Raw genomic sequence first — 20825 nt, forward strand, 5'->3', positions numbered from 1 at the left:
CTATCACCGTATGCCGAAGGGCATCTCAAAGGCGTTAATCGTAGGAGTTGCTGTAATTATCGCAGCAATAGTCATAGCCGCATACTACGTAGTCCAAGTCAATACATCAAGACCTGTTAAATCGGGCATAAGCGTTAACTACCCAATAACGGTGGTTGACTACCTCGGCCGTAATGTCACGATAAACTCACAACCAAGTACCATAGGTACTGTAAGTCCTGACTGTACGCAGATAATATACACGCTCGGCTTCGGCGACAGGGTAGTCCTAATCGATGTTTATTCCGAGCAATTACTCAAGTACTTAAATGTTACGGTGCCGAGCAACGCCACCGTTATTAACTCAATATATGGATCACCACCAATAGAGCCAATAATAACCGCACACCCATCACTACTCTGCGCAGATGCTGGTTTCCAGCCGCAGTTAGTTCAAAGTATTGGTACGTTAAGTGCGGCCAACATTACCGTGATATTCATAGGCGGTACTGATAATACGAATATAACGGGCATAGAAAGCGATGTAATGCTGATGGCTAAGGCGCTTGGGGTTCCGGGCAAGGGTGAGGAGGTGATTAGTCGTATGAATAATGTAATCAATTACGTAGAAAGTAAGGTCTCCAATGAACCTAAGGTAACGGTAGCCTATGTATCGTGGTATAACCCAATTTATGTTGCAGGTAATTCATCGTTTATTGGTTACTACATTAACTTAGCTGGTGGTTATGATCCATTCAGCGGTATGTACCCCACGGTTAGCCCCAGTCAATTAATCGCCATTAATCCTGACTACATAATTACTGACAACTTCATGGGCAATTACACGGCGACACTCCAGTCAATACTCTCGATTCCTGGGATAAACAGTACGAACGCCGTTAGGGAGGGTCACGTTTATGTACTTGGTTATTTTGCCGAGAGCCTCATCGAGGAGCCGGGGCCTCTTTCCGTCTATGGAGCCCTACTACTTGCTATGATACTACACCCCAGCGCCTTCGGTCTTAATTCAACTGCCATACCGCATTACATAAGTGCTCAATGGGTTAATCAGTATGTTAAGCCTAACCTAAACATTACATTAGGTAATGGGTGATTAAGACGGTTAGCAATTCTGTCGTAAAATTCATGTGGGTCTTCATTCCATTATTACTGGTGGGTATAATCCTGAATGTACTCATTGGCGAAGTTATGATCCCATTAAGGGTGTTGTTCGACCCATCAAATACGTATAGGGTCATAATAATGGACATTAGGTTGCCTGAGGCCCTGGCATGTATTGTGGTTGGCGCTAACCTGGCCGTTGCTGGCGCCGTCATGCAGGCCGTGTTTAGAAATCCGCTTGCTGAGCCTTACGTAACTGGTACGGCTTCTGGAGCATTGTTTGGTGCGTTGTTGGGCCTATTAGTATACGTATTGTTCAGGGCCTCACTGCCCTCACCAACGATATTAATGCCGATTCTAGCATTTCTAGGTGCCTTACTCGCTACGGCGATTGTCGTGGCTTTTGGCAGGGGTTATTGGCTATCCCTCATACTGGCGGGCATCGCCGTTTCAATACTATTCTCCTCGATTGTGATGATCCTAGATACGTACTTATTGACAATAATCCCAACATTACCTGCCGTTGTTTATCTACTATTTGGTACGGTGAGTGGCGTTAATTGGGGTGAGGATGTTGTGATGCTTAGCGTGAGCCTGCCGATCCTAGCGTACATAGCTGTGAGCGGTCATGAGATTAACCTGCTAATGATGAGTGATGAGGTTGCCCAAGCCGGTGGTGTAAGTCCTAGGGCATTCCGTAATTTATTAATAATATTGACTGGGTTATTAACCGCGGTGGCTGTCTCATTCACAGGTATAATAGGTTTCGTGGGCCTAATGACTCCTCACATAACTCGATTATTAATATCGAGTTCCGATAATTCAAGGGTCATACCGCTATCGATTATTTCAGGCTCCACAATAATGCTATATGCGAATGTCATTAGTAAGGTGTTGATTCCTGCGTTGTTATGCCTATAACGGCTATAACAAGCCTCTTCGGCGTTCCCATATTGTTGGTATTACTCAGGGGCGGTCGCAATGAGTGATTACGTGGTTAGGTTCGTGAATGCCAGGGTTGGTTATGATGAACCAATCATTAGGGATATCGCGCTTGGTATACCAAGGTCAAGCCTAACGACAATACTTGGGCCCAATGGGTCTGGGAAGACCACGTTACTTAGGGCCATAATAAGGTATGCAAGGGTCTTTGGCGGTTACATCTACATAGACAGTAAGAACATTGATGAAATACCGATTAGGGATTTGCCGAAGTACGTATCGTACTCACCAGCCGAGATATACTCACAAATGGCTTTGACAGTGCTAGATGTGGTTATGAGTTCACGAAATGGCGGTGGTTGGGTGAGTAAGGATGAGGCTATTGCCGCCCTTAGGTACCTAGGTATAGATGGTATTGCAAATAGGAGGTTTGATGAACTGAGTACTGGCCAGAAGAGGCTTGTTTTGATAGCGAGGGCTTTGGCATCGAAGGCGCCGTTGTTATTAATGGATGAACCAACGTCAAACCTAGACCTTGGTAATAAGTATAGGGTTATTCATACATTGAGGAGAATTGTTTATGATAGGGGGGTTACGGTGGTAGCCGCTGGTCATGACATTGACCTGGCGCTGGCCAGTGATTGGGTTGTGGCGTTAAAGAATGGTGAGGTGATGGCGATGGGTACCCCGGAGGATATAATTAATGGTAAGGTTTTAAGCGAGTTGTACGGCATTGATGTGGAGGTTTTTGATGTGGATGGGCGCAGGCTTATTTATGTTCGTGATAAATTCATGAAACAGCCCTTAACTCATTAGTCATATTTATTTTATTTTGGGATACTAAGAAAAATTTATTTAATGCATTGTCCTAGGTAGTCGACGTTATGTTCGGATGGGGTGGGCATGTATTAAGGATTGATCTATCTAGGAGAAGGTTTGTTGTTCAATCGCTCGACCCATCGCTTGCGCAGGGCTATATTGGCGGTAGGGGTTTTGCAATAAAGACTTTATGGGATGAGTTACCACCAGGTGTTGACCCGTTAAGTCCATTAAATAAGTTGATATTGGCCGTTGGTCCATTAACGGCATTACCAATACCTAATAGCGGTAAATTGCTTGTGGCGGCTAAAAGCCCGTTAACTGGCGGTTATGGTGATGGTAATATTGGCTCATGGCTTGCAATTCACATGAGGAGGGCAGGCCTTGACATGATAATAATCGAGGGCAAGGCCGAGAAACCCACATACCTATATATTGAGAATAAGGGCGATGAGTTTAGGGTCGACTTTAACAGTGCGGAGGATTTGTGGGGCCTTGACACATTCACCACGGAGGATAGGTTGAGGAAGATCCATGGTAGTGACGTTGGCATGATACTAATAGGGCCTGCCGGTGAGAGACTCGTGAGATTTGCAACCATTGTTGCGCAGAAGGGTCGTAGTGGTGGTAGGCCCGGCATTGGGGCGGTTATGGGTAGTAAGAACCTAAAGGCAGTGGTTATGAGGGGACATGGTGATGTTAAGGTCGCGGATCCAATGCTTAGGAAGATAGGTGTTGATGCTATAGTGGCAACGAAGTCTAAGCCCAACTACCCATTCTGGATGAGGCAAGGTACGACATCAACTGTCGAGTGGGCTCAGGAAGCCAGTGTACTACCTACGTATAACTATACGGAGGGCCAATTCGATGAATACGAGAAGATAGGTGGTTTCTCTGTTGAGAGAAATAAGGTCATGACTAGGTCATGCCCACAGTGCGTGATGGCGTGTGGCCACGTGGTTAGGGATGCGGAGGGTGAACTTGCTGAGTTAGATTATGAAAATATTGCGATGCTCGGTAGCAACCTAGGTATTGGTGACTTAGCTAAGGTGGCTCATCTTAATAGGATTGCGGACATGATGGGTATGGACACGATAAGCCTGGGCTCAAGCCTAGGCTTCGCGATGGAGGCAACGGAGAAGAAACTGCTTAGGGATGGTATTGAGTGGGGTGATTATAAGAGGGCTGCTGAGGTCGCCATGGACATAGCGCTACAGAGGTCTGAACTAGGTAAGTTGCTTGGTAAGGGCGTTAGGGCAGCATCAATGGAGTTGGGGCCTGAGGCCACGGAATTTGCAATGCATGTTAAGGGTCTCGAGATAAGCGCTTATGACTGTCATGCGGCCCCTGGAATGGCCCTGGCATTCTCCACGAGCCCCATTGGCGCTCATCATAAGGATGCCTGGCTCATATCCTGGGAGGTTCAAAGAGGTAGGTTTGACTATACCAGGGAGAAGGTTGAGAAGTTGATTGAGATGCAGGACATCAGGGGTGGCCTATTCGAAACGATAGTGACGTGTAGGTTCCCATGGGTTGAGGTTGGCCTTGAACTTGATTGGTACTTCCGCCTGTTCAAGGCTGCCACCGGCATGGACATGAACATGGAAGTACTAAGCACTATAAATAATAGGATTTATACACTAATTAGGGCGTTCTGGATCAGGGAGTACGGCCATTGGGATAGAGCCTATGACACGCCACCAGCCAAGTGGTTCAAGAGACCGTTAAGTAAGGGCCCACTCAAGGGCGCTAAGCTTGATTATGACGGTTATCAGAGAATGCTTAGTTGGTATTACGAGTTAAGGGGTTGGGATGAGAGGGGCATACCGAGGAAGGATACCCTAAAGCGTTTAGGGCTTGACTTCGTCATTCCACAACTTGAGTCCAGGGTTAACCTTAATTAAAATGAATTAAATTTATATAATGATTGTGTGTGATTGCTAGTAATGAATGGTGAGTGTCGTTTACCTTTGTTTGCGGATTGTAAAGAGGTTGATGATAGTATTAAGTGCCCTGGCGATAGTGGTTATAGCGTCATACCATTGTTTGGTAAGAGGGTTAGGGTACGTAAGGACTCGGCACCAATAAGCTCATGGGTTGTTTGGATGAATTATCAAATACTGCAAACAATGTTAGGCTTAACTTTAGTGGTAATGACGTTGGTAGGATCGCGGCTATGGTCATGGCCCTATCCATGCAGTTAAATGCTTATCTGGTTCAGGGTAGTGATGATAGGTTGGCCAGGGTTAAAAACGTGGAGGAACTATTAATGTCCAAAATCGCTGAATTATGCCGTGGATTCAAGGGGCCTCTTGGCTGGATAATAGCCACCACGCCTGAGCTCCAGGCGCTTGACACCATGAGGGTTAAATTAAGGGAATGCGGTAGGATTGCTGCGTCAATGCTTGATGATTACCCATTATCAGTCAACATAATCGGTGTTATGAACCATGCTGATAAATTAATTGCCCAGGCCATGTATTGCTGGGTGGTCGTGTGTTTAGGTCAGTTGATGATGCTGTGAATTATCTACTAAGTAATGCCACGGGATAAAGACAGATTTATTAGCTAATAATTATTTGTAAATTATTAATGGAGAGTACGGATAGGATTAAGGAAAAGTATGATGAGTGGGTTAGAGAATTCCTATTACCAACTCTTAAGAAATTACCTGAATGGAGGAAGTTCGCAACGTCGTTCGGGATTGACGTGAAGGCATTATACACGCCACTGGATATTAAGGGTGATTACTTGGACAAGTTGGGATTCCCTGGTGAGTACCCATTTACTAGGGTATATACCCAAGCATGTATAGGTCTAGGCTTTGGACGTTCAGGGAATACTCAGGCTTTGGTTCGCCTGAGGATACGAATAGGAGGTATAAGTTCCTCATATCGCAGGGACAGACGGGTCTGAGCGTTGCCTTTGACCTACCGACGCAATTGGGCCTTGATCCTGACCATGAGCTTGCATATCCCGAGGTTGGTAAGGTCGGTGTTTCAATTCCTGAGGTCGTTTCCATGTCAATCCTCTTCGATGGTATTGACATTGGTAAGATAACCACGTCATTCACGATAAACGCCACCGCGGCGGAGATACTGTCCATGTACATAACAGTCGCTGAGAGCAGGGGTATTGATAAGGCGGTTCTTGATGGGACTATTCAGAATGACATACTCAAGGAGTTCATAGCAAGGAACCTATACATATACCCACCACTCCACTCAATGAGGTATACGACGGACATAATAGCCTACACCTCTAAGAATCTACAAGTGGCACCCAATAAGCATTAGTGGTTATCACTTCAGGGAGGCAGGAGCCACCGCGGTCCAGGAACTCGCCTTCACATTGGCTGACGCCATTGAGTATACCAACTGGGTTATTAATAGGTGGAAGATGAGTGTTGATGATTTTGCACCAGGGCTATCTTTCTTCTTCGCGGCGACGACGAATCTCTTCGAGGAGGTTGCGAAGTTCAGAGCTGCCCGTAGACTCTATGCGAGGATTATGAAGGAGAGGTTCGGCGCTAAGAAGCTCGAGTCCATGAAGCTCAAGTTCCATGTACAAACATCGGGAGCTGCATTAACGGCTCAACAGCCTGAGGTTAACATCATTAGGACGACAATACAGGCATTAGCGCGGTACTCGGTGGTGCTCAGTCACTCCATGTTAATGCCTATGACGAGGCATTGGCACTGCCTACGGAGAAGTCCGTGAAGCTTGCTTTGAGGGTTCAGCAGGTAATAGCCTATGAGAGTGGGGTTATTGATTCGATAGATCCGCTGGGTGGTTCATACTATATTGAGTGGCTTACGGACACGATTGAGGAAGAGACTATGAAAATAATTGACTATATTGACAGGCTTGGCGGTATGACTAAGGCCGTGGAGATTGGCTACCCACAGAGGGCCATCGCCGAGTCCGCGTATCAGTACCAGAAGATGGTTGAGGAGGGTAAGATAGCCGTGATCGGTGTGAACATGTTTAGGGAAGAGGAGGAGCTTCACATAGAGCTTCATAAGGTCGACCCAGTGTCTAGAGAGAGAAGTATTAGGCGTGTTAGGGAAGTTAGGGAAAGCGCGATAGGGAGGCTGGGAGAGGGCCCTCAATGAGTTGAGGAGGGCAGCCGATAAGGAGGATGAGAATATATTCCCGTACATACTAAATGCCGTTAAGGCAAGGCAACGGTTGGCGAGATATCAGGCGTATTACGTGATGTTTGGGGTGAGTATAAACCACCATCTATTTACTAAGGAAAAGATTTTTAGGGTATGATGCACGTTTAGTGATGAGGTATGCCTAGGCCCAAGATAATTATTGCCAAACTTGGCCTTGACGGGCATGATAGGGGCGCTAAGGTCATTGCCAGGGCATTGGCTGAGGCTGGGTTTGAGGTTGTCTACACCGGTATTAGGCAGACGCCCAGCCAAGTTGTTGAGACGGCGATTCAGGAGGATGCGAAGTTGATAGGTATTAGCATATTATCGGGCTCGCACATGGAGCTTGTGGGCGAGTTAATGAGGATTATGAGGGAGAGGGGCGTGAACATACCCGTGCTAGTCGGTGGGATAATACCACCTGAGGATAGAGATGCACTGCTGAAAATGGGTGTTGCGGGCGTTTATGGACCCGGCACACCACTCAGGGAGATTATAGAGATTGTGAAGAAGCTCGTGGGTGTGACACAATGAGCGTAAGCATTAATGAATTAATTGAAAGGGCACGTAATTGGGACAAATCAGCCATAGCTAGATTAATTACGCTGGCTGAGGAGGGCGTTGAAATACCACTGAGTATTCAACGCAGGAGCCATGTAATTGGCATAACCGGGCCGCCGGGCTCAGGCAAAAGCACATTAATCTATGCAATGGCTAGGAAGATACCCCAGGACAAGAAGATTGCTATTTTAACGATAGATCCATCAAGCCCATTCACGGGCGGTTCTTTCATGGGCAATAGGATTAGGATGCAGGAACTTACTTCAAGGCCGAATATATACATTAGAAGCATGGCGACCAGGGGTATTCGTGGAGGGCTTAATTACGCGACCATAGCCGCAGTGAACATACTTGAGTATGCAGGTGCGGATTACATACTCATCGAAACCGTTGGTGCCGGTCAGTCCGACACCGATGTTAAGTACGTGGCCGACACAATACTTGTCCTAGTACCACCCCTCTCTGGTGATGAGATTCAAGCGCTTAAGAGTGGTCTTATGGAGATTGGGGATATCTACATTGTTTCAAAGTCTGACAATCAAGCATCCGAATCTACGTATAGGGATTTGTTGGCCATGGTTGATATGATGAGGGAGGTTAAGGGTGATTCCTGGAGACCTGCCGTGATTAAGGTGTCCGGTTTATATGGCTATGGCGTTGATGAATTGCTTAGGCTCATTGATGATAGGTTCAGGGAGTTGATCAGTAATGGTAAGCTGAATGAGACCCTAACCAACAGGAGATTACTCGAAATGAGGCTTTACGCCTATGACCTTCTTGAGAAAAGGCTTAGTGAAGGCGAGGAACTTGAGAATGAGGTTGTTAGCGGTAAATTATCACCACAGGAGGCTGCAAGGAGGTTATTAGGTATGGGGATGCCGAGACTTGGCCACGTAGCCATTGCGGTTAAGGACCTAAATAGTGCCGTTGAGAAGTTTAGGAAGTTGGGACTTAGGGTTAGCGATCCAATAATTGTTGAGGAGCAGGGAGTTAAAGTCGTAATGGTGTGGCTTGGTAATACCAGGATTGAGCTGCTCGAACCGCTTGGTCCGAGTTCCACGGTAGCCAAGTTCCTGGAAAATAGGGGTGAGGGTATCCATCACATAGCCCTTGAGGTTGATGACTTGGAGGAATTCATTAGGAGGGCTCAGGATGCAGGTCTCACACTTACTGGTAAGCCGAGCAGGGGGGCCGAGGGCATAGTCACCTTCATACATCCAAAAAGCCTTAATGGTGTCCTCCTTGAGTTGGTTCAACGTAAGGCCCTTCAATGAGTGATCTTTAAATAATCTAGAGGTGCGGGCTCAGCTTGCGTGAAAAAGAGTAGGTCATTTGAGCGCGGCTATACGATAGTGTTCAGGGGAGGGGATTCAATAAAGTACTCATTAATGATACTAACCATCGTAGTGCCCTACCTAATGAGCCTATATACGCATGAGCCGTTAATAACGTACTTTAAGTCATTAATTATTTACGGCATAATGTTCCTATCCGTTCTCACAACCCTTAGGGCCATGGTTTTCATACAGTCATACAGGGGCTTTGGCACAACATTATCATTATTTAGTACGGCGCTGGCGGTAATGGTAGACCTTCTAATAACGTTAATTACCCATAAGTTCGTGGTTGGTTTCGGCGCACTATCCTTTGTTTTACCATTAAGTGCCATGATAATGGTGCTAAGGGGGCTTGAGCATAATGGGAATTCAATGAAGAAGTACATTCCATACCCACTCTATACCCTGCCCAGCGTCTTCATTATACAGCTGCTCTCATACTTCCTAATTGGTACGATAGACCTGGTAAAGTACGCAATTTTAGACTTAACATTTTACATATTCTCCTTCCTATTTATCTATTACGTTATTTTTAAGTTCGAGGCGTCGTACGGCGGTGTTGACGTACTCAGGTTGTTTAGTTCATACCTCTATACGGCGCTCTTTGAGTACTCAGAGCCTTTGAGAGGGAGTTGAGCAGGAGATCCGTGGTTAGGGATGTTAAGGTGCACCTATTCATGTTAAGTCGCGACGGTAATAACTACGTAGTGACCATACCTGAGTTGCACGCAGGCCCAATAGCCAAGGTGGGTGGTGGTTACCTAATTAGTGATCTCGTCGGTGAATTGAGCCGTTACGTAAACCCCGTGGTTTACATGCATGGCGTTGGTAGCATGAGTTAGATCCTGCAACGAGGTTGATGTGCGTAGGGTTGTTAGGGCTGTTGCTGCTAAGGTTAGGGAGTCATTAAATGGAAATTACGCGAATAATGAGTGCATTGGGAGAATGCCGATTCAAGTACAAAGCCGTAATTTCAGGGTAACGCACGTGCCACTGTGCGGGAAGTCTCTCGTGATCATAAGCCGACTAATTAAGTCCAGTGATGATATTCCTCTTAATGTTTACGAGGAATTGAGAAGAAGAACAAAGCTTGAATGGGACGATATAATATTAGTCGATGCTCAGAATTACTACTCCGATGATAATACATGGGATGAGAACGATATTAATGAGTTAGCTCATTATTAAACAGGATTAGAGAATTAGAGAGGCATAGGCTTGAGATCAAGTCATGCATTAATCACGTGCCCAAGTACGCCTTTGGCCTATTCAATTTGAGATTGGTGATAATGGATTAATAACATGGGGTCTGGACATAAATGGTAAGAGGGTTTTATTAGTGATATTTGATGGTAATAACTTAAGGAGGGAGTTAGCCGATGCAATAATTAGTGAGTTTCGGAATTACTTCGACATTGTGGAGGTCCTAACAACGGATAATCATCAGTACACGGGTATTGCTAGGTTCACAAGGAGTAGGGGGTATAAGATCGTTGGTGACTCGGTAAGCCATGAATTGATAATGAGGAATGTGAGGAGGAGTGTTAAGCGTTGTCTTGGCAATCTTGTGTCGACTCATGTAATGTATTACCCGGTTATCGTTGAGGGTGTTAGGTTAATTGGTGATTCGTTTAATAACATGGTGAAGGCTGCGGAGAGGGGTGTTATGGATTGGAAGAAGCACTTTACCGTGTTGATAATACTTCCTATACTGACGATGATAATCCTCGGGGTAATACTCGGTATTCTTTAGAACTTAATAAATACAAAAGGTTTAATAGAGAGGTCTACGTAATTAATCAGGAAGGGATATGGGTTCTGAGGATCTAAAAAGGCAGGCAATTAGGGCTCACATAGCTGGGTTAATAACTAGGCTTGAGAATTGGGTTAAGGATCAGAAGAAGTTCATGGATGAGTTGCAGAAATACGGTGATTACATAGTCACCCAGGACAGGCTCTCATTATTACTATCGGCGCAGGCAATGCTATATTACATAGAGAGGACGCTTAAGGACTTCGAGTCCTGGCTGAACAACCCAATGATAACCTCAATAATGCCCATAGACATGCTCAAGGAGTTGGAGGAGAGGCTTAGGGACATTGCAATTGAGTTTGTTAAGCTTGACATAGATCACACGAGTAGGTATGTGGACATACTTAAGAAGATGGAGAATGAGAACGAGATACCAGACATACTAAGGCTCTACATTGAGCAGAGAGGTATTGTGCCGCAGAGGGGTCAGCAGGGAGAGCAGGGCGAGGTACCGAGATTCATGTAAATAAAATAATCCTCCTATTATTTCTCACTAATTTCATTTAAATAATCCCTAATTATCTGGATGGCGTCCCTACCGAACATCTTAATAATTAGGCCAATATGCTCCCTAATGATCTCGCTCTTAACTTCATATGGTATTGACAATTCATAGACAAACTGCCTAACATTATTAATTACCTTCTCACGCTTATTAATGAATCCCCTAGTGTATAATCTACTCAGTACTGTGAGCACGGTCGTGTACGCCGTCTTCCTACCCCTCTTAGTCAACTCCTCCCATATCGTCATTGCGGTAGCCTCCTTAAGCTCATTAAGTATGCCAATAACCTCAGCCTCAAGTGGTCCAATCATTAATAGAAGTCTTCTTCTACGCTCGCTTTGCTCCATCATATGAGTTTACACGTGTAGTTTTATAAACCTAACACACAGGTCTAAAACTTACCAACTTTAATATCTAGCCTAACCTTATACACATATGGAGCATAATCTCTAACAATCCTCCTATTAACGACCTGGCACTCATAACCCAACTCACCGCAGTAATTCCTAACCAGGTTCTCGGCTTCCCCGTATGGGTTCTCCTCGGTGCCCAGGTGATAGAAATGAATAATACCGCCATCCTTAACACTCATCAATGATTGCTTAAGGAACCTATGGGCGCCCAGAGGCAGGGTAAGTATGACCCTATCAACACCGTGGAATAGCCCCATTAACTTTGCGGCATCACCAAGGAGTGGCAATACCTTACCCTCAAGCCTATTCAACTTAATATTATCGAGCATGTAGTAATACGCGTACTCATTAAGCTCGATGGCAATAACCAACCTAACCAATGGCTGTCTCTTCAATATTGTAATTGCGTAGGGACCAACGCCAGCGAATGGGTATAGAATGACCTCATTGGGCATTACCTGCCTGGCTATATCCTCCCTATCGCCCTGGTCCCTAGGAGAGAAATAGGCCTTTGTGGGGTCCACCTTGATCAGGTAATTATTTTCCTTATGAATGACCTCTGTGGGTCCGGGGACCAAGACCTCATACTTATATAGCCTAAATTCACCCTCCCTTGCCCCGATCCTTCTCAACACAGCTTTAACATGCCTATTTAACCTAACTATTGCATCGCCAATTATGAACTTATAATTCTCAAGCTCGGGTGGTATTTCAATAATTGCGACAGCGCCTGACCTAGAGCCAACTATGTCAAAGCTCCTTGGCACTCTGTCCCAGAGCTCCTTGGGTATTAATGGCCTAACGACATCCTTAAGTGTTGGCACTACCTAGCAGTTAGGTGTGGAAGCCTTAAATTGATTTAGTCCACGTATTCGTGTAGAATAAAAATTAATAAGTGCTGTGAAACTCTGTAAATCGATGAGCAAGATAATAGAGTCTGTACCTGGCATTGTGTCTTACAGTACGGTTAGGGAGGTTAAGGGACCATTAATCGTTATTGAGAAGACCAGGGGCGTTGCCTATAATGAGATTGGCGAGGTCATAGGGCCTGATGGTGAGCCTAGAATGGTTCAGGTGGTCGAGGTTGGTGATAATTACGCGGTTGCCCAGGTACTAACTGGTACGCTTGGCTTACCCGCCAAGGGTAGTACCGTGAGGTTTTACGGGAGGACTCTTAGAATGCCGGTTAGTGAGGATTTGCTGGGTAGGGTTCTTGATGGTAAGGGGCAACCAAGGGATGGACTGCCATTACCACCTGCTGAGGAGTACCTGGACATAAATGGTGAGCCACTTAATCCATATGCCAGGGAATACCCTGAGGAGCCGATAGAGACCGGTGTTAGTGCAATTGATGGGTTAAACACAATGGTTAGGGGTCAGAAGCTACCAATATTTAGCGGCACTGGATTGCCGCATAACATGCTCGCGGCGCAGGTGGCTAGGCAGGCAACGGTTAGGGGTCATGAGGAGGAGTTCGCAATAATCTTCGCAGCGATGGGCCTCAAGTCCGAGGAGGCTTTGTTCTTCCTCAATGAGTTTAGGAGGACTGGTGCGTTAAGGAGGCTCGTCATGGTCCTAAACCTAGCAAGTGACCCAATTGCTGAGAGGATATTGACGCCGAGGACTGCGTTGACAATCGCCGAGTACCTGGCATGGTATAGGGACTACCACGTACTAGTGATCCTAACAGACATGACGAACTACGCAGAGGCTCTTAGGGAGTTGTCATCATCGAAGGGTGAATTACCCGGTAGGCGTGGTTACCCGGGCTACATGTACACGGACTTCGCAACCATCTATGAGAGGACCGGTAGGGCTAAGGGTAAGAAGGGCAGTATTACCCAGTTCCCAATACTCACGATGCCGCATGATGACATAACACACCCAATACCGGACCTGACTGGTTACATAACCGAGGGGCAATTAGTACTTAGCAGGTCGCTGTGGGGTAAGGGCATTTACCCACCGTTTGATGTGATTATGAGCCTGTCAAGGCTTATGAAGGACGCTGTTGGTGAGGGTAAGACAAGGGATGACCATAAGTACGTGGCTAACCAATTGATAGCGGCGTACTCGAGGGCGTTAGATGTTAGAAATCTAGCCTATTGGTTGGTGAGACCAACCTGAGCTGGCGTGAGAGGAGGTATCTCAGGTTCGCTGAGCAGTTTGAGCGTAGGTTCATTAATCAGGGGTATTATGAGAGGAGGACCTTTGAGCAGACACTTGATATTGCCTGGGATGTTATTAGTGTATTACCTGAGGATGAGTTAACGAACGTACCGCCAGACATATCCAAGAGGTATTATAGGCGCTCGATTTTTGAGTCCATAAAGGACGTGGGTGCGTAAAATTAGTACTTTGTAAATAATGTTAAGCTTCTCGATCGAAGATACTTACATAGTTCACGACAGAGAATCTTAATAAATCCTGTAATTATCTAATTCTCCATGCCAAAGACCAAGGCGAAGGAGAAGATGGTGTTAATAAGCGTGCACATACCAAAGCAAATGCTGGAGGAGCTTGATGAATTCGTGAAGCAGGGAATATTCCCAAGCAGAAGCGAAGCGATTAGGATAGCAATAAGGGATCTGCTCTATAGGGAGAATTCGAGGAGCAAGACTCAGAATGTGGAGGACCTAATACTATTACCTGGTAGGTAATGATAAATATGCCTATGGTGATGCCAATAAAAATAATTAAGTGCAATGATCAATTACTTCTTTTAAAATAATTTTATATAAAATTATATATTATACATAGTTAATGCACTTAAGCATTAACGTTATTTATGGGCACTATTTATTAATGATGTGAGGAGAATAGTTGTGGGTATAACGGGGGCGAGCGGTGTTATTTATGGTGTGAGATTTCTAGAGATGGTTAGGAAATACGCGACTGACTCGGAGGTACACCTTGTTGTGAGTAATACGGCAATTGACATATTGAGGTATGAGGTTGGTATTGGCAAGGAGTCATTGTCGAAACTTGCCAATAAGGTTTATGGCGAGGATGAACTGAGTGCGCCAATAGCCAGTGGGTCGTTTAGACATGATGGTATGGTAATTATTCCCTGCTCTATGAAGACCCTGGCATCCATAGCCCATGGAATAACGGATAACCTAATCACCAGGCAGCCGATGTAACGCTGAAGGAAAGGAGGAAGCTAATCCTAGTCATTAGGGAGACACCACTTAACCTAATACATATTAAGAATATGGAATTAGTTACCTTGCAGGCGCCATAGTTATGCCGGCAGCCCCAGCCTTCTATAATAAGCCTAGGACCATTGATGACATGGTTAATTTCGTGGTTGGTAGGGTCCTTGACCTGTTGGGTATTGAGAATGACCTTTATAGGAGATGGAGTGGTTATTCTGAGGAATAGCATAGTAATTTAAGAGTGGGTTTGTTAAAACGATGCCAATAGGATTATGGATGTGCCGATGTGCACGAGGTGCGGTAGGAGACCAGCAAATTACTATAGGGTATCCAGTGGCGAGAAGCTCTGCCTCAATTGCCTATTTAAGTCTATTGAGGATACGGTGCTTTGGACTATCAGGAGATATCGGCTAATAAGTGATGGTGATAAGGTGGGCATTGCGATAAGTGGTGGTAAGGATAGCCTAACCCTAATGTACTTATTGGGTAAGTTTAGGAGGCAGGGCAAGATACCGAGAAATACCGAGTTAATCGCGTTTAGCATTAATGAGGGCCACCCATACAGCTGCTTCTATAGGATGGCTAGGGTTGATTATGTTCAGAAATTGAGTGAGGAGTTCAGCATACCCTACAGGGTATACACCTTTAAGGAGTTATTCGGCGTAACAGCTACTGATATAGCGCATGGGCTGTGGTCCAGGGGCATTAATGTGCACATGTGTACGATAGATGGTGTATTAAGGCGTAGAGCAATGAACATGATCGGTCGTCAACTTGGTTTAACGAAGATAGCCACTGGGCATAACCTAGATGATGAAGCCCAGACGGTGTTACTTAACGTGCTTAGTAATGACTTAGATAGATTCGCGTGGTTCGGTCCCAGGCCGGAAATTGATAGGGAGGGTTTCATACCAAGGATTAAACCCCTTCGTTTCGTTAGGGAGGAGGAGATTGCCATATATGCTTATTACCACGGGATACCACTGATGGAGCTTGAGTGCCCCTTCGTATATAGTAACCCTAGGTATGAGCTCAAGTTCACACTAGCCCGTTGGGAGAGGGATAACCCAAACGTTAAGTATTCCCTGGTATCCTTCGGCGATTCACTGGCAAACCTAATGAGTGAGAAGGCTGTGAATGTGCCGCTAAAAAGGTGTAGGTACTGTGGTGAACCAACATCAGGCGAGGTGTGTAGGGTTTGCGAACTAATGAGTAGGGCCGGCCTATTAGAGAAGTACCTGAGTCATTTAAGGACCTTGAAGCTTATGGATACGCAGTCCCCCTCGTAATTCTTACCTACAGCTTCAACACTGCTCTTTAAGGTCTGTGATAGGAATCCCGTGTAATACTCAATCATCAACTCCTCCATTACATGCTTATCATTAAGTTCAGAACAGGACTTAATCGTAATGGTTCCATTCCTCTCAATAAGCGTTACCTTACCCAATCCCCTGAACTGCCCCATCTTAATGAGTTCGCTAAGGTTACTGTTACGTAGGAGTGATGCGTCGTAGATCCCCAAATCCCTAATTATCCTTCTAAACTCCGGGCTTGTTAATAAGTCCTTAACCCTCTCAAGTTCAATCACTAATACCTGCTTATCCCTAAACGTGGGCATTATCATAGATGGTACCATGAAAGCCTCCTTCTCAACAATCCTATACCTAACCCACTCAACGAAGGAGAACTTCTTCAATTCCTTCTCCAGGTCATTTAATGATGTGTCCATGTTCGTGAGGTCAACGACGAAGTGCAGTAGTAATTGCGTTCTGTTGACCGATATATTGAGTATGTTTATTCCATGGTCTGCGAATACGTTGGATAATGCCGCAAGTATGCCTGGTCTATCTGCGGTGAACTTAATCAGGAATTCACCAAGTACCTTATCCTTACCCTCAAACGACATTGCAAAATCCCTGTACAATACCTCCACAAGCAACCCCAAGAAGTCATGGTTTAAAAACTTATTTGCTATGGAACTAACGGGAAGTATTTAACGTGCGTTCACGTATTATTGCGCAACATGGATGAGTTATCTTTTAAAGTTGCTCTTAAGTTAGGTGTTGGGACCTTTATTGGTATGGAGTATAAACCAAGACTTCAGGAGAAGAGATGGGACATATCAAGGGAGTTAGAGCTACTCAAGAAATGGGAGGAGGAAGGCTTATTTGAGGTTAGGATTGATGAGGGAAAACCAACGTTGGTGATCGATACGCCGCCGCCATACCCATCAGGGAGACCGCACATTGGTGGCATAGCGCACTATGCCCAGATTGACATGATCGCCAGGTTCTTTAGAATGAGAGGTTACAACGTAGTATTTCCATTCTACGCTGATAGGAATGGATTACCAGTTGAGGTTCAGGTTGAGAGGACGTATGGTATAAACATGTATGAGGTGCCTAGGGAGAGGTTCCTTGAGTTGTGTAGGAAGTTCCTTGACGAGTATGAGGGCGAGTTCGTGAGCATCTTCAGGCGTTGGGGTGGCTCATTTAGTTATTGGAGGAATGGCACTGATAGTGAGGAGTATAGGAGGATTACCCAGGAGACGTTCATTAATCTGTGGAATAGGGGATTGATTTATGAGGCAAGTAGGCCGACCCTGTGGTGTCCAAGATGCAGGACTGCGCTGGCGGAGGCTGAGGTTGAGTATAGGGAGGAGGACTCATACCTAAACTACATTAAGTTTAGGGTTAAGGAGACCGGCGAGGACATAATCATAGCGACAACAAGGCCGGAGCTACTGCCGGCCACGGTCGCCGTGGCCTTCAACCCAAATGATAATAGGTATAAAAGGTTAGAGGCTTACACGCCATTGTTCCTCCATTAAATCAAGAGGTTCCCATCGTGTCGCACCCATCGGTTAAGCCAGACTTCGGTACGGGCCTTGAGATGATAAGCACATTTGGTGATACCAGGGATTTGATGGTTGTTAATGAGTTGAAACTACCCATGAAGATTGTGGTTAACCCAGACGGTACGTTGAATGAGTTGGCAGGTAAATATAAGGGTCTGAATGTTAGGGAGGCTCGGGAGGTGATAATTAAGGATCTTCAGGAGGCGGGCCTGCTCGTTAAGAGGGAGCCTCTTAGGCATACAATACCGATTTGCTGGAGGTGTAAGACACCAATAGAGATAATAGTGACTAAGGAGTATTTCCTGAGACAGCTTCAGTTTAAGGATGAGTTGGTAAGGCTCGTGCAGAACGAAATGGTTATTAAACCACCTGAGTATGCGCAGACGCTTATTAATTGGATTAAGTCCCTTGAGTTTGATTGGCCAATATCTAGGCGTAGGTATTACGGCACGGAAATACCCATCTGGTACTGCGTTGATGAGGAGGGTAATGCGAAGCCCATTGTTCCAAAGCCAGGCAAGTATTATAGGCCGTGGAAGGATGAGCCACCGCCCGAGGTTAAGGAGCAGTGCCCAAGCGGTAAGTTGGTTGGTGAGGATAGGGTGTTGGATACCTGGTTTGATTCATCAATATCCTGGATATACGCCACGGGCTACACCAAGCCTGACATAAGGGTCTTCGAGAAGGTTTACCCACACAGCATACTCAGGCCCCAGGGCTATGACATAATCAGAACCTGGCTGTACTACTCGGTTGTCAGGGCATACCTACTCTATGGCAAGCCACCCTTTAAGTACGTCAGGATAAGCGGGATGGGGCTTGACGAGAAGGGTGAGGCTATGCACAAGTCTAAGGGTAACATAATAGACCCGATACCACCAGTGGAGAAGTACGGTGCGGACGCGGCCAGGTTCTGGGCTGCGGCGTCGGCCAAGCTTGGTAGTGACTATAGGTATAGTGAGCAATTAATAAGGACTGGGCACGACTTCGCAATTAAGCTATGGAATATTGCCAGGTTCGTCTCGTCATTCCCAGAGGTCAATGATGACTACGAATTAACGCCCCTAGACCTAATGATACTGGCTAAGTTGAATGAGGTCGTTAGGACATCCTTAAGCGCGTACAATGAGTTTGATGTTTACGTACCCGCTAACACGCTTTATGACTTCACGTGGCACGTCTTTGCCGATCATTACCTTGAGGCTGTCAAGTCGAGGGCCTATAATAGGGATGGCATATTCACGGAGAGGCAGCAGAGGGGTGCCTGGTTCACGTTATATAAGGTCCTAAAGACGGTGCTTAAGCTTCTTGCGCCCATAATGCCCTTTGTGACGGACCAAATATGGAGGAGCTTGTACGGTGAGTCAATACATAGGCAGTTGATTGAGGATCCAGACCCGAGATTCGATAATAAGGAATACCTTAACATGCTTGAGCCGTTCATAGGATTTAACAGGGCGATATGGACGTATAAGAATAAGGCTGGTTTAAGCCTTAATGAGCATTGATGGGGTCATATATGCTCCTGAGGTCCTTAAGCCCCTGGAGCTTGAGCTGAAGGCCATGCATAAGATCAGGGAGATTAGGTTTGGGAGGCCTACTGGGAGTTATGAGGTGCTTGATGAGTCATTACCGGTGTACCTCGTTAAGTAATGGGTATTTTTCATAAAATAACAATGCCGCCCCAATAATTATCAATACTACTGATACTACGCCTATAATTAATAATGTCTCTGGAAAGTCGTAATATTGAAGTAGGAAGCCTATCACGTAGGGTGATATTGAACCACCTAATTGGCTCATGAAATTAAGAAATCCAGTGGTTGCCCCAATATTCTGCGTAAGCCTTGAAATCGCAATTGACGGTGCCGCATAGAAACCATAGAAGAAACCTAACAGCAGCATTAGGAGTGCTAGTAGGTATATAATTGATAACCTAGGTATTACTGAGACGATTATAGCCAATAATAGTGAGGAGGAAATACTCGGTAGCGCATAGCCTACCCTATCACCTAGGTATCCACCAACCACGGCGCCCACGGACCCCATTATAGAGGCTAGGAAGCATAAAAGCCGCTAAGTGATGGCGCAACCTTAAGTACGTGAACAACGTAGTAGGTTGACCAACTTAGAAAGCCGAGGTATGAGAAGCCCGAGGACAATCTAATGAAGCCCATGCCCACAATCCTCAAGTCATTAGGACCTATATAAATGGCGCCACTGACTTTACCGCGCTCGGTACCCTAGCCACTGGCATTATTGATGAGGCGACAATTATCGAAAATACTATGAAGGGGGTGAATTTATTTATCGAGAATAATAATGGCGATACCATTATTGAGATCGATGATGCCAGGAAGAACATGCTCTGGTAAATACCTGCGCCAAGACCTCCCCTGCCATAGTTTGATAAGACCATACTTATCAGGGCCACGTATGTTATCGCAAGCAATGAGCCCATGACGAACTGAACAATTAGTAATAGGTAATACTGACTAATGATGATTGGGTAGAGGATGTTGATTATTGAGATTAGTATTAATACGTAGAGGACGACTTTATACCCATACTTATCGACTATTAAGCCGCCAATTACCTGGAATATTGTGTAGCCTATCCAGAGTGATGAGACTATTAAGCCCCCCATCACGGTATTGACACCACTCGAGCCAATTAGGTATGGTAATAGTGATGGTATGGAGAACCTCACGAGTACGACAGAGAAGAAGGCTAATGATGCAACTAATACTATTATTAGTCCTTTTTCCATTCATATTACCGTCTATAGAAGGGTTAATAAATGCTTAATTTTACCACGACAGTACTATGGCGGAGGTATACCTCGTTTACAGGATAACGCCGAGTAAATCGGATGTTAATTACGAGGAGTTAAAGAATGAGATAAGGAAGGCCCTTGAGCCCAAGTATAAGGTTGATAAGGTTGAGGAGGAGGACATAGGCTTTGGTATTAAGGCGCTCAGGGTCTACATAAGAATGCCCGAAGAGTCGGAGGAGCACTCGAGTGATGAGGTTGAGAATATACTAAGTGGTATTGAGGGTATTGGCAGTATCGAGCTTGAGTACTTCACTAGGCTCGGCTTCTAATGCTCTGAATCAAATATAGGTCAGTGAAAACTAATAACGCAATAAGTTTTTTAA

The 20825-nt window shown here is 45.4% G+C and carries 18 protein-coding genes and 5 pseudogenes; 18 read left to right on the plus strand and 5 right to left on the minus strand.

What is annotated here, in order from left to right; all coding sequences use genetic code 11:
* Positions 1-10: 10 nt before the first annotated feature.
* The 12 genes and pseudogenes from JCM16161_RS06295 to JCM16161_RS06340 all read left to right on the plus strand — a co-directional run bounded on the left by JCM16161_RS06295 (position 11) and on the right by JCM16161_RS06340 (position 11199).
* Complete coding sequence (locus tag JCM16161_RS06295) at positions 11-1093, plus strand: ABC transporter substrate-binding protein (protein ID WP_054855320.1); 1083 nt, start codon at positions 11-13, stop codon at positions 1091-1093.
* On the plus strand, positions 1090-2022 hold the full coding sequence (locus tag JCM16161_RS06300) for an iron ABC transporter permease (protein ID WP_243669852.1): 933 nt from the start codon (positions 1090-1092) through the stop codon (positions 2020-2022). The genes JCM16161_RS06295 and JCM16161_RS06300 overlap by 4 nt, the downstream gene beginning before the upstream one ends.
* A gap of 60 nt (positions 2023-2082) precedes the next feature.
* Positions 2083-2859 carry an ABC transporter ATP-binding protein gene (locus JCM16161_RS06305; protein WP_054855321.1) on the plus strand — a complete coding sequence of 259 codons (777 nt, stop codon included), beginning with the start codon at positions 2083-2085 and terminating at the stop codon, positions 2857-2859.
* A 68-nt stretch (positions 2860-2927) separates the two neighbouring features.
* Positions 2928-4766 carry an aldehyde ferredoxin oxidoreductase family protein gene (locus JCM16161_RS06310; protein ID WP_054855322.1) on the plus strand — a complete coding sequence of 613 codons (1839 nt, stop codon included), beginning with the start codon at positions 2928-2930 and terminating at the stop codon, positions 4764-4766.
* Between the two features lie 188 nt (positions 4767-4954).
* The gene (locus JCM16161_RS06315; protein WP_243669860.1) at positions 4955-5386 is read left to right on the plus strand and encodes a hypothetical protein; all 432 of its coding nucleotides are present in this window, start codon (positions 4955-4957) and stop codon (positions 5384-5386) included.
* 68 nt (positions 5387-5454) lie between these two features.
* Positions 5455-5778 (plus strand): hypothetical protein, encoded by a 324-nt coding sequence (locus JCM16161_RS16345; RefSeq protein WP_243669862.1) that lies wholly within the window; start codon positions 5455-5457, stop codon positions 5776-5778.
* Positions 5670-6977: pseudogene (locus tag JCM16161_RS06320) on the plus strand (methylmalonyl-CoA mutase family protein). Before JCM16161_RS16345 ends, JCM16161_RS06320 begins: the two are co-directional and overlap by 109 nt.
* Position 6978: 1 nt before the next feature.
* On the plus strand, positions 6979-7140 hold the full coding sequence (locus JCM16161_RS16350; protein ID WP_243669871.1) for a hypothetical protein: 162 nt from the start codon (positions 6979-6981) through the stop codon (positions 7138-7140).
* A 20-nt stretch (positions 7141-7160) separates the two neighbouring features.
* The gene (locus JCM16161_RS06325; protein WP_054855323.1) at positions 7161-7556 is read left to right on the plus strand and encodes a cobalamin B12-binding domain-containing protein; all 396 of its coding nucleotides are present in this window, start codon (positions 7161-7163) and stop codon (positions 7554-7556) included.
* A complete protein-coding gene (gene meaB / locus JCM16161_RS06330; protein ID WP_054855324.1) occupies positions 7553-8857 on the plus strand; it encodes a methylmalonyl Co-A mutase-associated GTPase MeaB in 1305 nt (434 codons plus the stop codon). Before JCM16161_RS06325 ends, meaB begins: the two co-directional genes overlap by 4 nt.
* A gap of 114 nt (positions 8858-8971) precedes the next feature.
* Positions 8972-10673, plus strand: a pseudogene (locus JCM16161_RS06335) (DUF2070 family protein).
* 58 nt (positions 10674-10731) lie between these two features.
* Complete coding sequence (locus JCM16161_RS06340) at positions 10732-11199, plus strand: DUF2153 family protein (protein ID WP_054855325.1); 468 nt, start codon at positions 10732-10734, stop codon at positions 11197-11199.
* 17 nt (positions 11200-11216) lie between these two features.
* On the opposite strand, the gene JCM16161_RS06345 is transcribed toward JCM16161_RS06340, so the two are convergent.
* Positions 11217-11588 (minus strand): BlaI/MecI/CopY family transcriptional regulator, encoded by a 372-nt coding sequence (locus tag JCM16161_RS06345; RefSeq protein ID WP_243669879.1) that lies wholly within the window; start codon positions 11586-11588, stop codon positions 11217-11219.
* A 41-nt stretch (positions 11589-11629) separates the two neighbouring features.
* Complete coding sequence (locus tag JCM16161_RS06350) at positions 11630-12475, minus strand: class I SAM-dependent methyltransferase family protein (protein ID WP_054855327.1); 846 nt, start codon at positions 12473-12475, stop codon at positions 11630-11632.
* 94 nt (positions 12476-12569) lie between these two features.
* Here JCM16161_RS06350 and JCM16161_RS06355 point away from each other — a divergent pair.
* The 4 genes and pseudogenes from JCM16161_RS06355 (at position 12570) to JCM16161_RS06370 (ending at position 16098) form a co-directional block, all read left to right on the plus strand.
* Positions 12570-13999 (plus strand): annotated as a pseudogene (locus tag JCM16161_RS06355) (V-type ATP synthase subunit B).
* A gap of 99 nt (positions 14000-14098) precedes the next feature.
* Complete coding sequence (locus tag JCM16161_RS06360) at positions 14099-14311, plus strand: ribbon-helix-helix domain-containing protein (protein WP_013335185.1); 213 nt, start codon at positions 14099-14101, stop codon at positions 14309-14311.
* 150 nt (positions 14312-14461) lie between these two features.
* A pseudogene (locus tag JCM16161_RS06365) lies at positions 14462-15035 on the plus strand (UbiX family flavin prenyltransferase).
* Between the two features lie 46 nt (positions 15036-15081).
* Positions 15082-16098, plus strand: coding sequence for a TIGR00269 family protein (locus JCM16161_RS06370; RefSeq protein ID WP_054855328.1), 1017 nt, complete (start codon positions 15082-15084; stop codon positions 16096-16098).
* Here JCM16161_RS06370 and JCM16161_RS06375 read toward each other — a convergent pair.
* Positions 16053-16742, minus strand: a complete 690-nt coding sequence (locus JCM16161_RS06375) for an ACT domain-containing protein (RefSeq protein WP_054855329.1) — start codon at positions 16740-16742, stop codon at positions 16053-16055. The genes JCM16161_RS06370 and JCM16161_RS06375 overlap by 46 nt on opposite strands.
* A 147-nt stretch (positions 16743-16889) precedes the next feature.
* Between JCM16161_RS06375 and JCM16161_RS06380 the strand changes: the two are divergent.
* Positions 16890-19319 (plus strand): annotated as a pseudogene (locus JCM16161_RS06380) (valine--tRNA ligase).
* On the opposite strand, the gene JCM16161_RS06385 reads toward JCM16161_RS06380, so the two are convergent.
* Together JCM16161_RS06385 and JCM16161_RS06390 are read right to left on the minus strand one after the other, a co-directional pair.
* A complete protein-coding gene (locus JCM16161_RS06385; protein WP_054855330.1) occupies positions 19296-19706 on the minus strand; it encodes an MFS transporter in 411 nt (136 codons plus the stop codon). The pseudogene JCM16161_RS06380 and the gene JCM16161_RS06385 overlap by 24 nt on opposite strands.
* 163 nt (positions 19707-19869) lie before the next feature.
* Positions 19870-20436: an MFS transporter gene (locus JCM16161_RS06390; protein WP_054855331.1), complete on the minus strand. Its 567-nt coding sequence runs from the start codon at positions 20434-20436 to the stop codon at positions 19870-19872.
* 56 nt (positions 20437-20492) lie between these two features.
* Between JCM16161_RS06390 and JCM16161_RS06395 the strand changes: the two genes are divergently transcribed.
* On the plus strand, positions 20493-20771 hold the full coding sequence (locus JCM16161_RS06395; protein WP_054855332.1) for an elongation factor 1-beta: 279 nt from the start codon (positions 20493-20495) through the stop codon (positions 20769-20771).
* Positions 20772-20825 lie beyond the last annotated feature (54 nt).

The organism is Vulcanisaeta sp. JCM 16161, assembly GCF_001316285.1.

Bases quoted from the DNA above. Each gene is read 5' to 3' on its own strand.
- JCM16161_RS06345 (WP_243669879.1), bottom strand. From the start codon at position 11,588: ATGATGGAGCAAAGCGAGCGTAGAAGAAGACTTCTATTAATGATTGGA.
- JCM16161_RS06395 (WP_054855332.1), top strand. From the start codon at position 20,493: ATGGCGGAGGTATACCTCGTTTACAGGATAACGCCGAGTAAATCGGAT.
- JCM16161_RS06315 (WP_243669860.1), top strand. From the start codon at position 4,955: ATGGGTTGTTTGGATGAATTATCAAATACTGCAAACAATGTTAGGCTT.
- JCM16161_RS06325 (WP_054855323.1), top strand. From the start codon at position 7,161: ATGCCTAGGCCCAAGATAATTATTGCCAAACTTGGCCTTGACGGGCAT.
- JCM16161_RS06310 (WP_054855322.1), top strand. From the start codon at position 2,928: ATGTTCGGATGGGGTGGGCATGTATTAAGGATTGATCTATCTAGGAGA.
- JCM16161_RS06295 (WP_054855320.1), top strand. From the start codon at position 11: ATGCCGAAGGGCATCTCAAAGGCGTTAATCGTAGGAGTTGCTGTAATT.
- JCM16161_RS06390 (WP_054855331.1), bottom strand. From the start codon at position 20,436: ATGGAAAAAGGACTAATAATAGTATTAGTTGCATCATTAGCCTTCTTC.
- JCM16161_RS06305 (WP_054855321.1), top strand. From the start codon at position 2,083: ATGAGTGATTACGTGGTTAGGTTCGTGAATGCCAGGGTTGGTTATGAT.
- JCM16161_RS06360 (WP_013335185.1), top strand. From the start codon at position 14,099: ATGCCAAAGACCAAGGCGAAGGAGAAGATGGTGTTAATAAGCGTGCAC.
- meaB (WP_054855324.1), top strand. From the start codon at position 7,553: ATGAGCGTAAGCATTAATGAATTAATTGAAAGGGCACGTAATTGGGAC.
- JCM16161_RS16345 (WP_243669862.1), top strand. From the start codon at position 5,455: ATGGAGAGTACGGATAGGATTAAGGAAAAGTATGATGAGTGGGTTAGA.
- JCM16161_RS06340 (WP_054855325.1), top strand. From the start codon at position 10,732: ATGGGTTCTGAGGATCTAAAAAGGCAGGCAATTAGGGCTCACATAGCT.
- JCM16161_RS06370 (WP_054855328.1), top strand. From the start codon at position 15,082: ATGGATGTGCCGATGTGCACGAGGTGCGGTAGGAGACCAGCAAATTAC.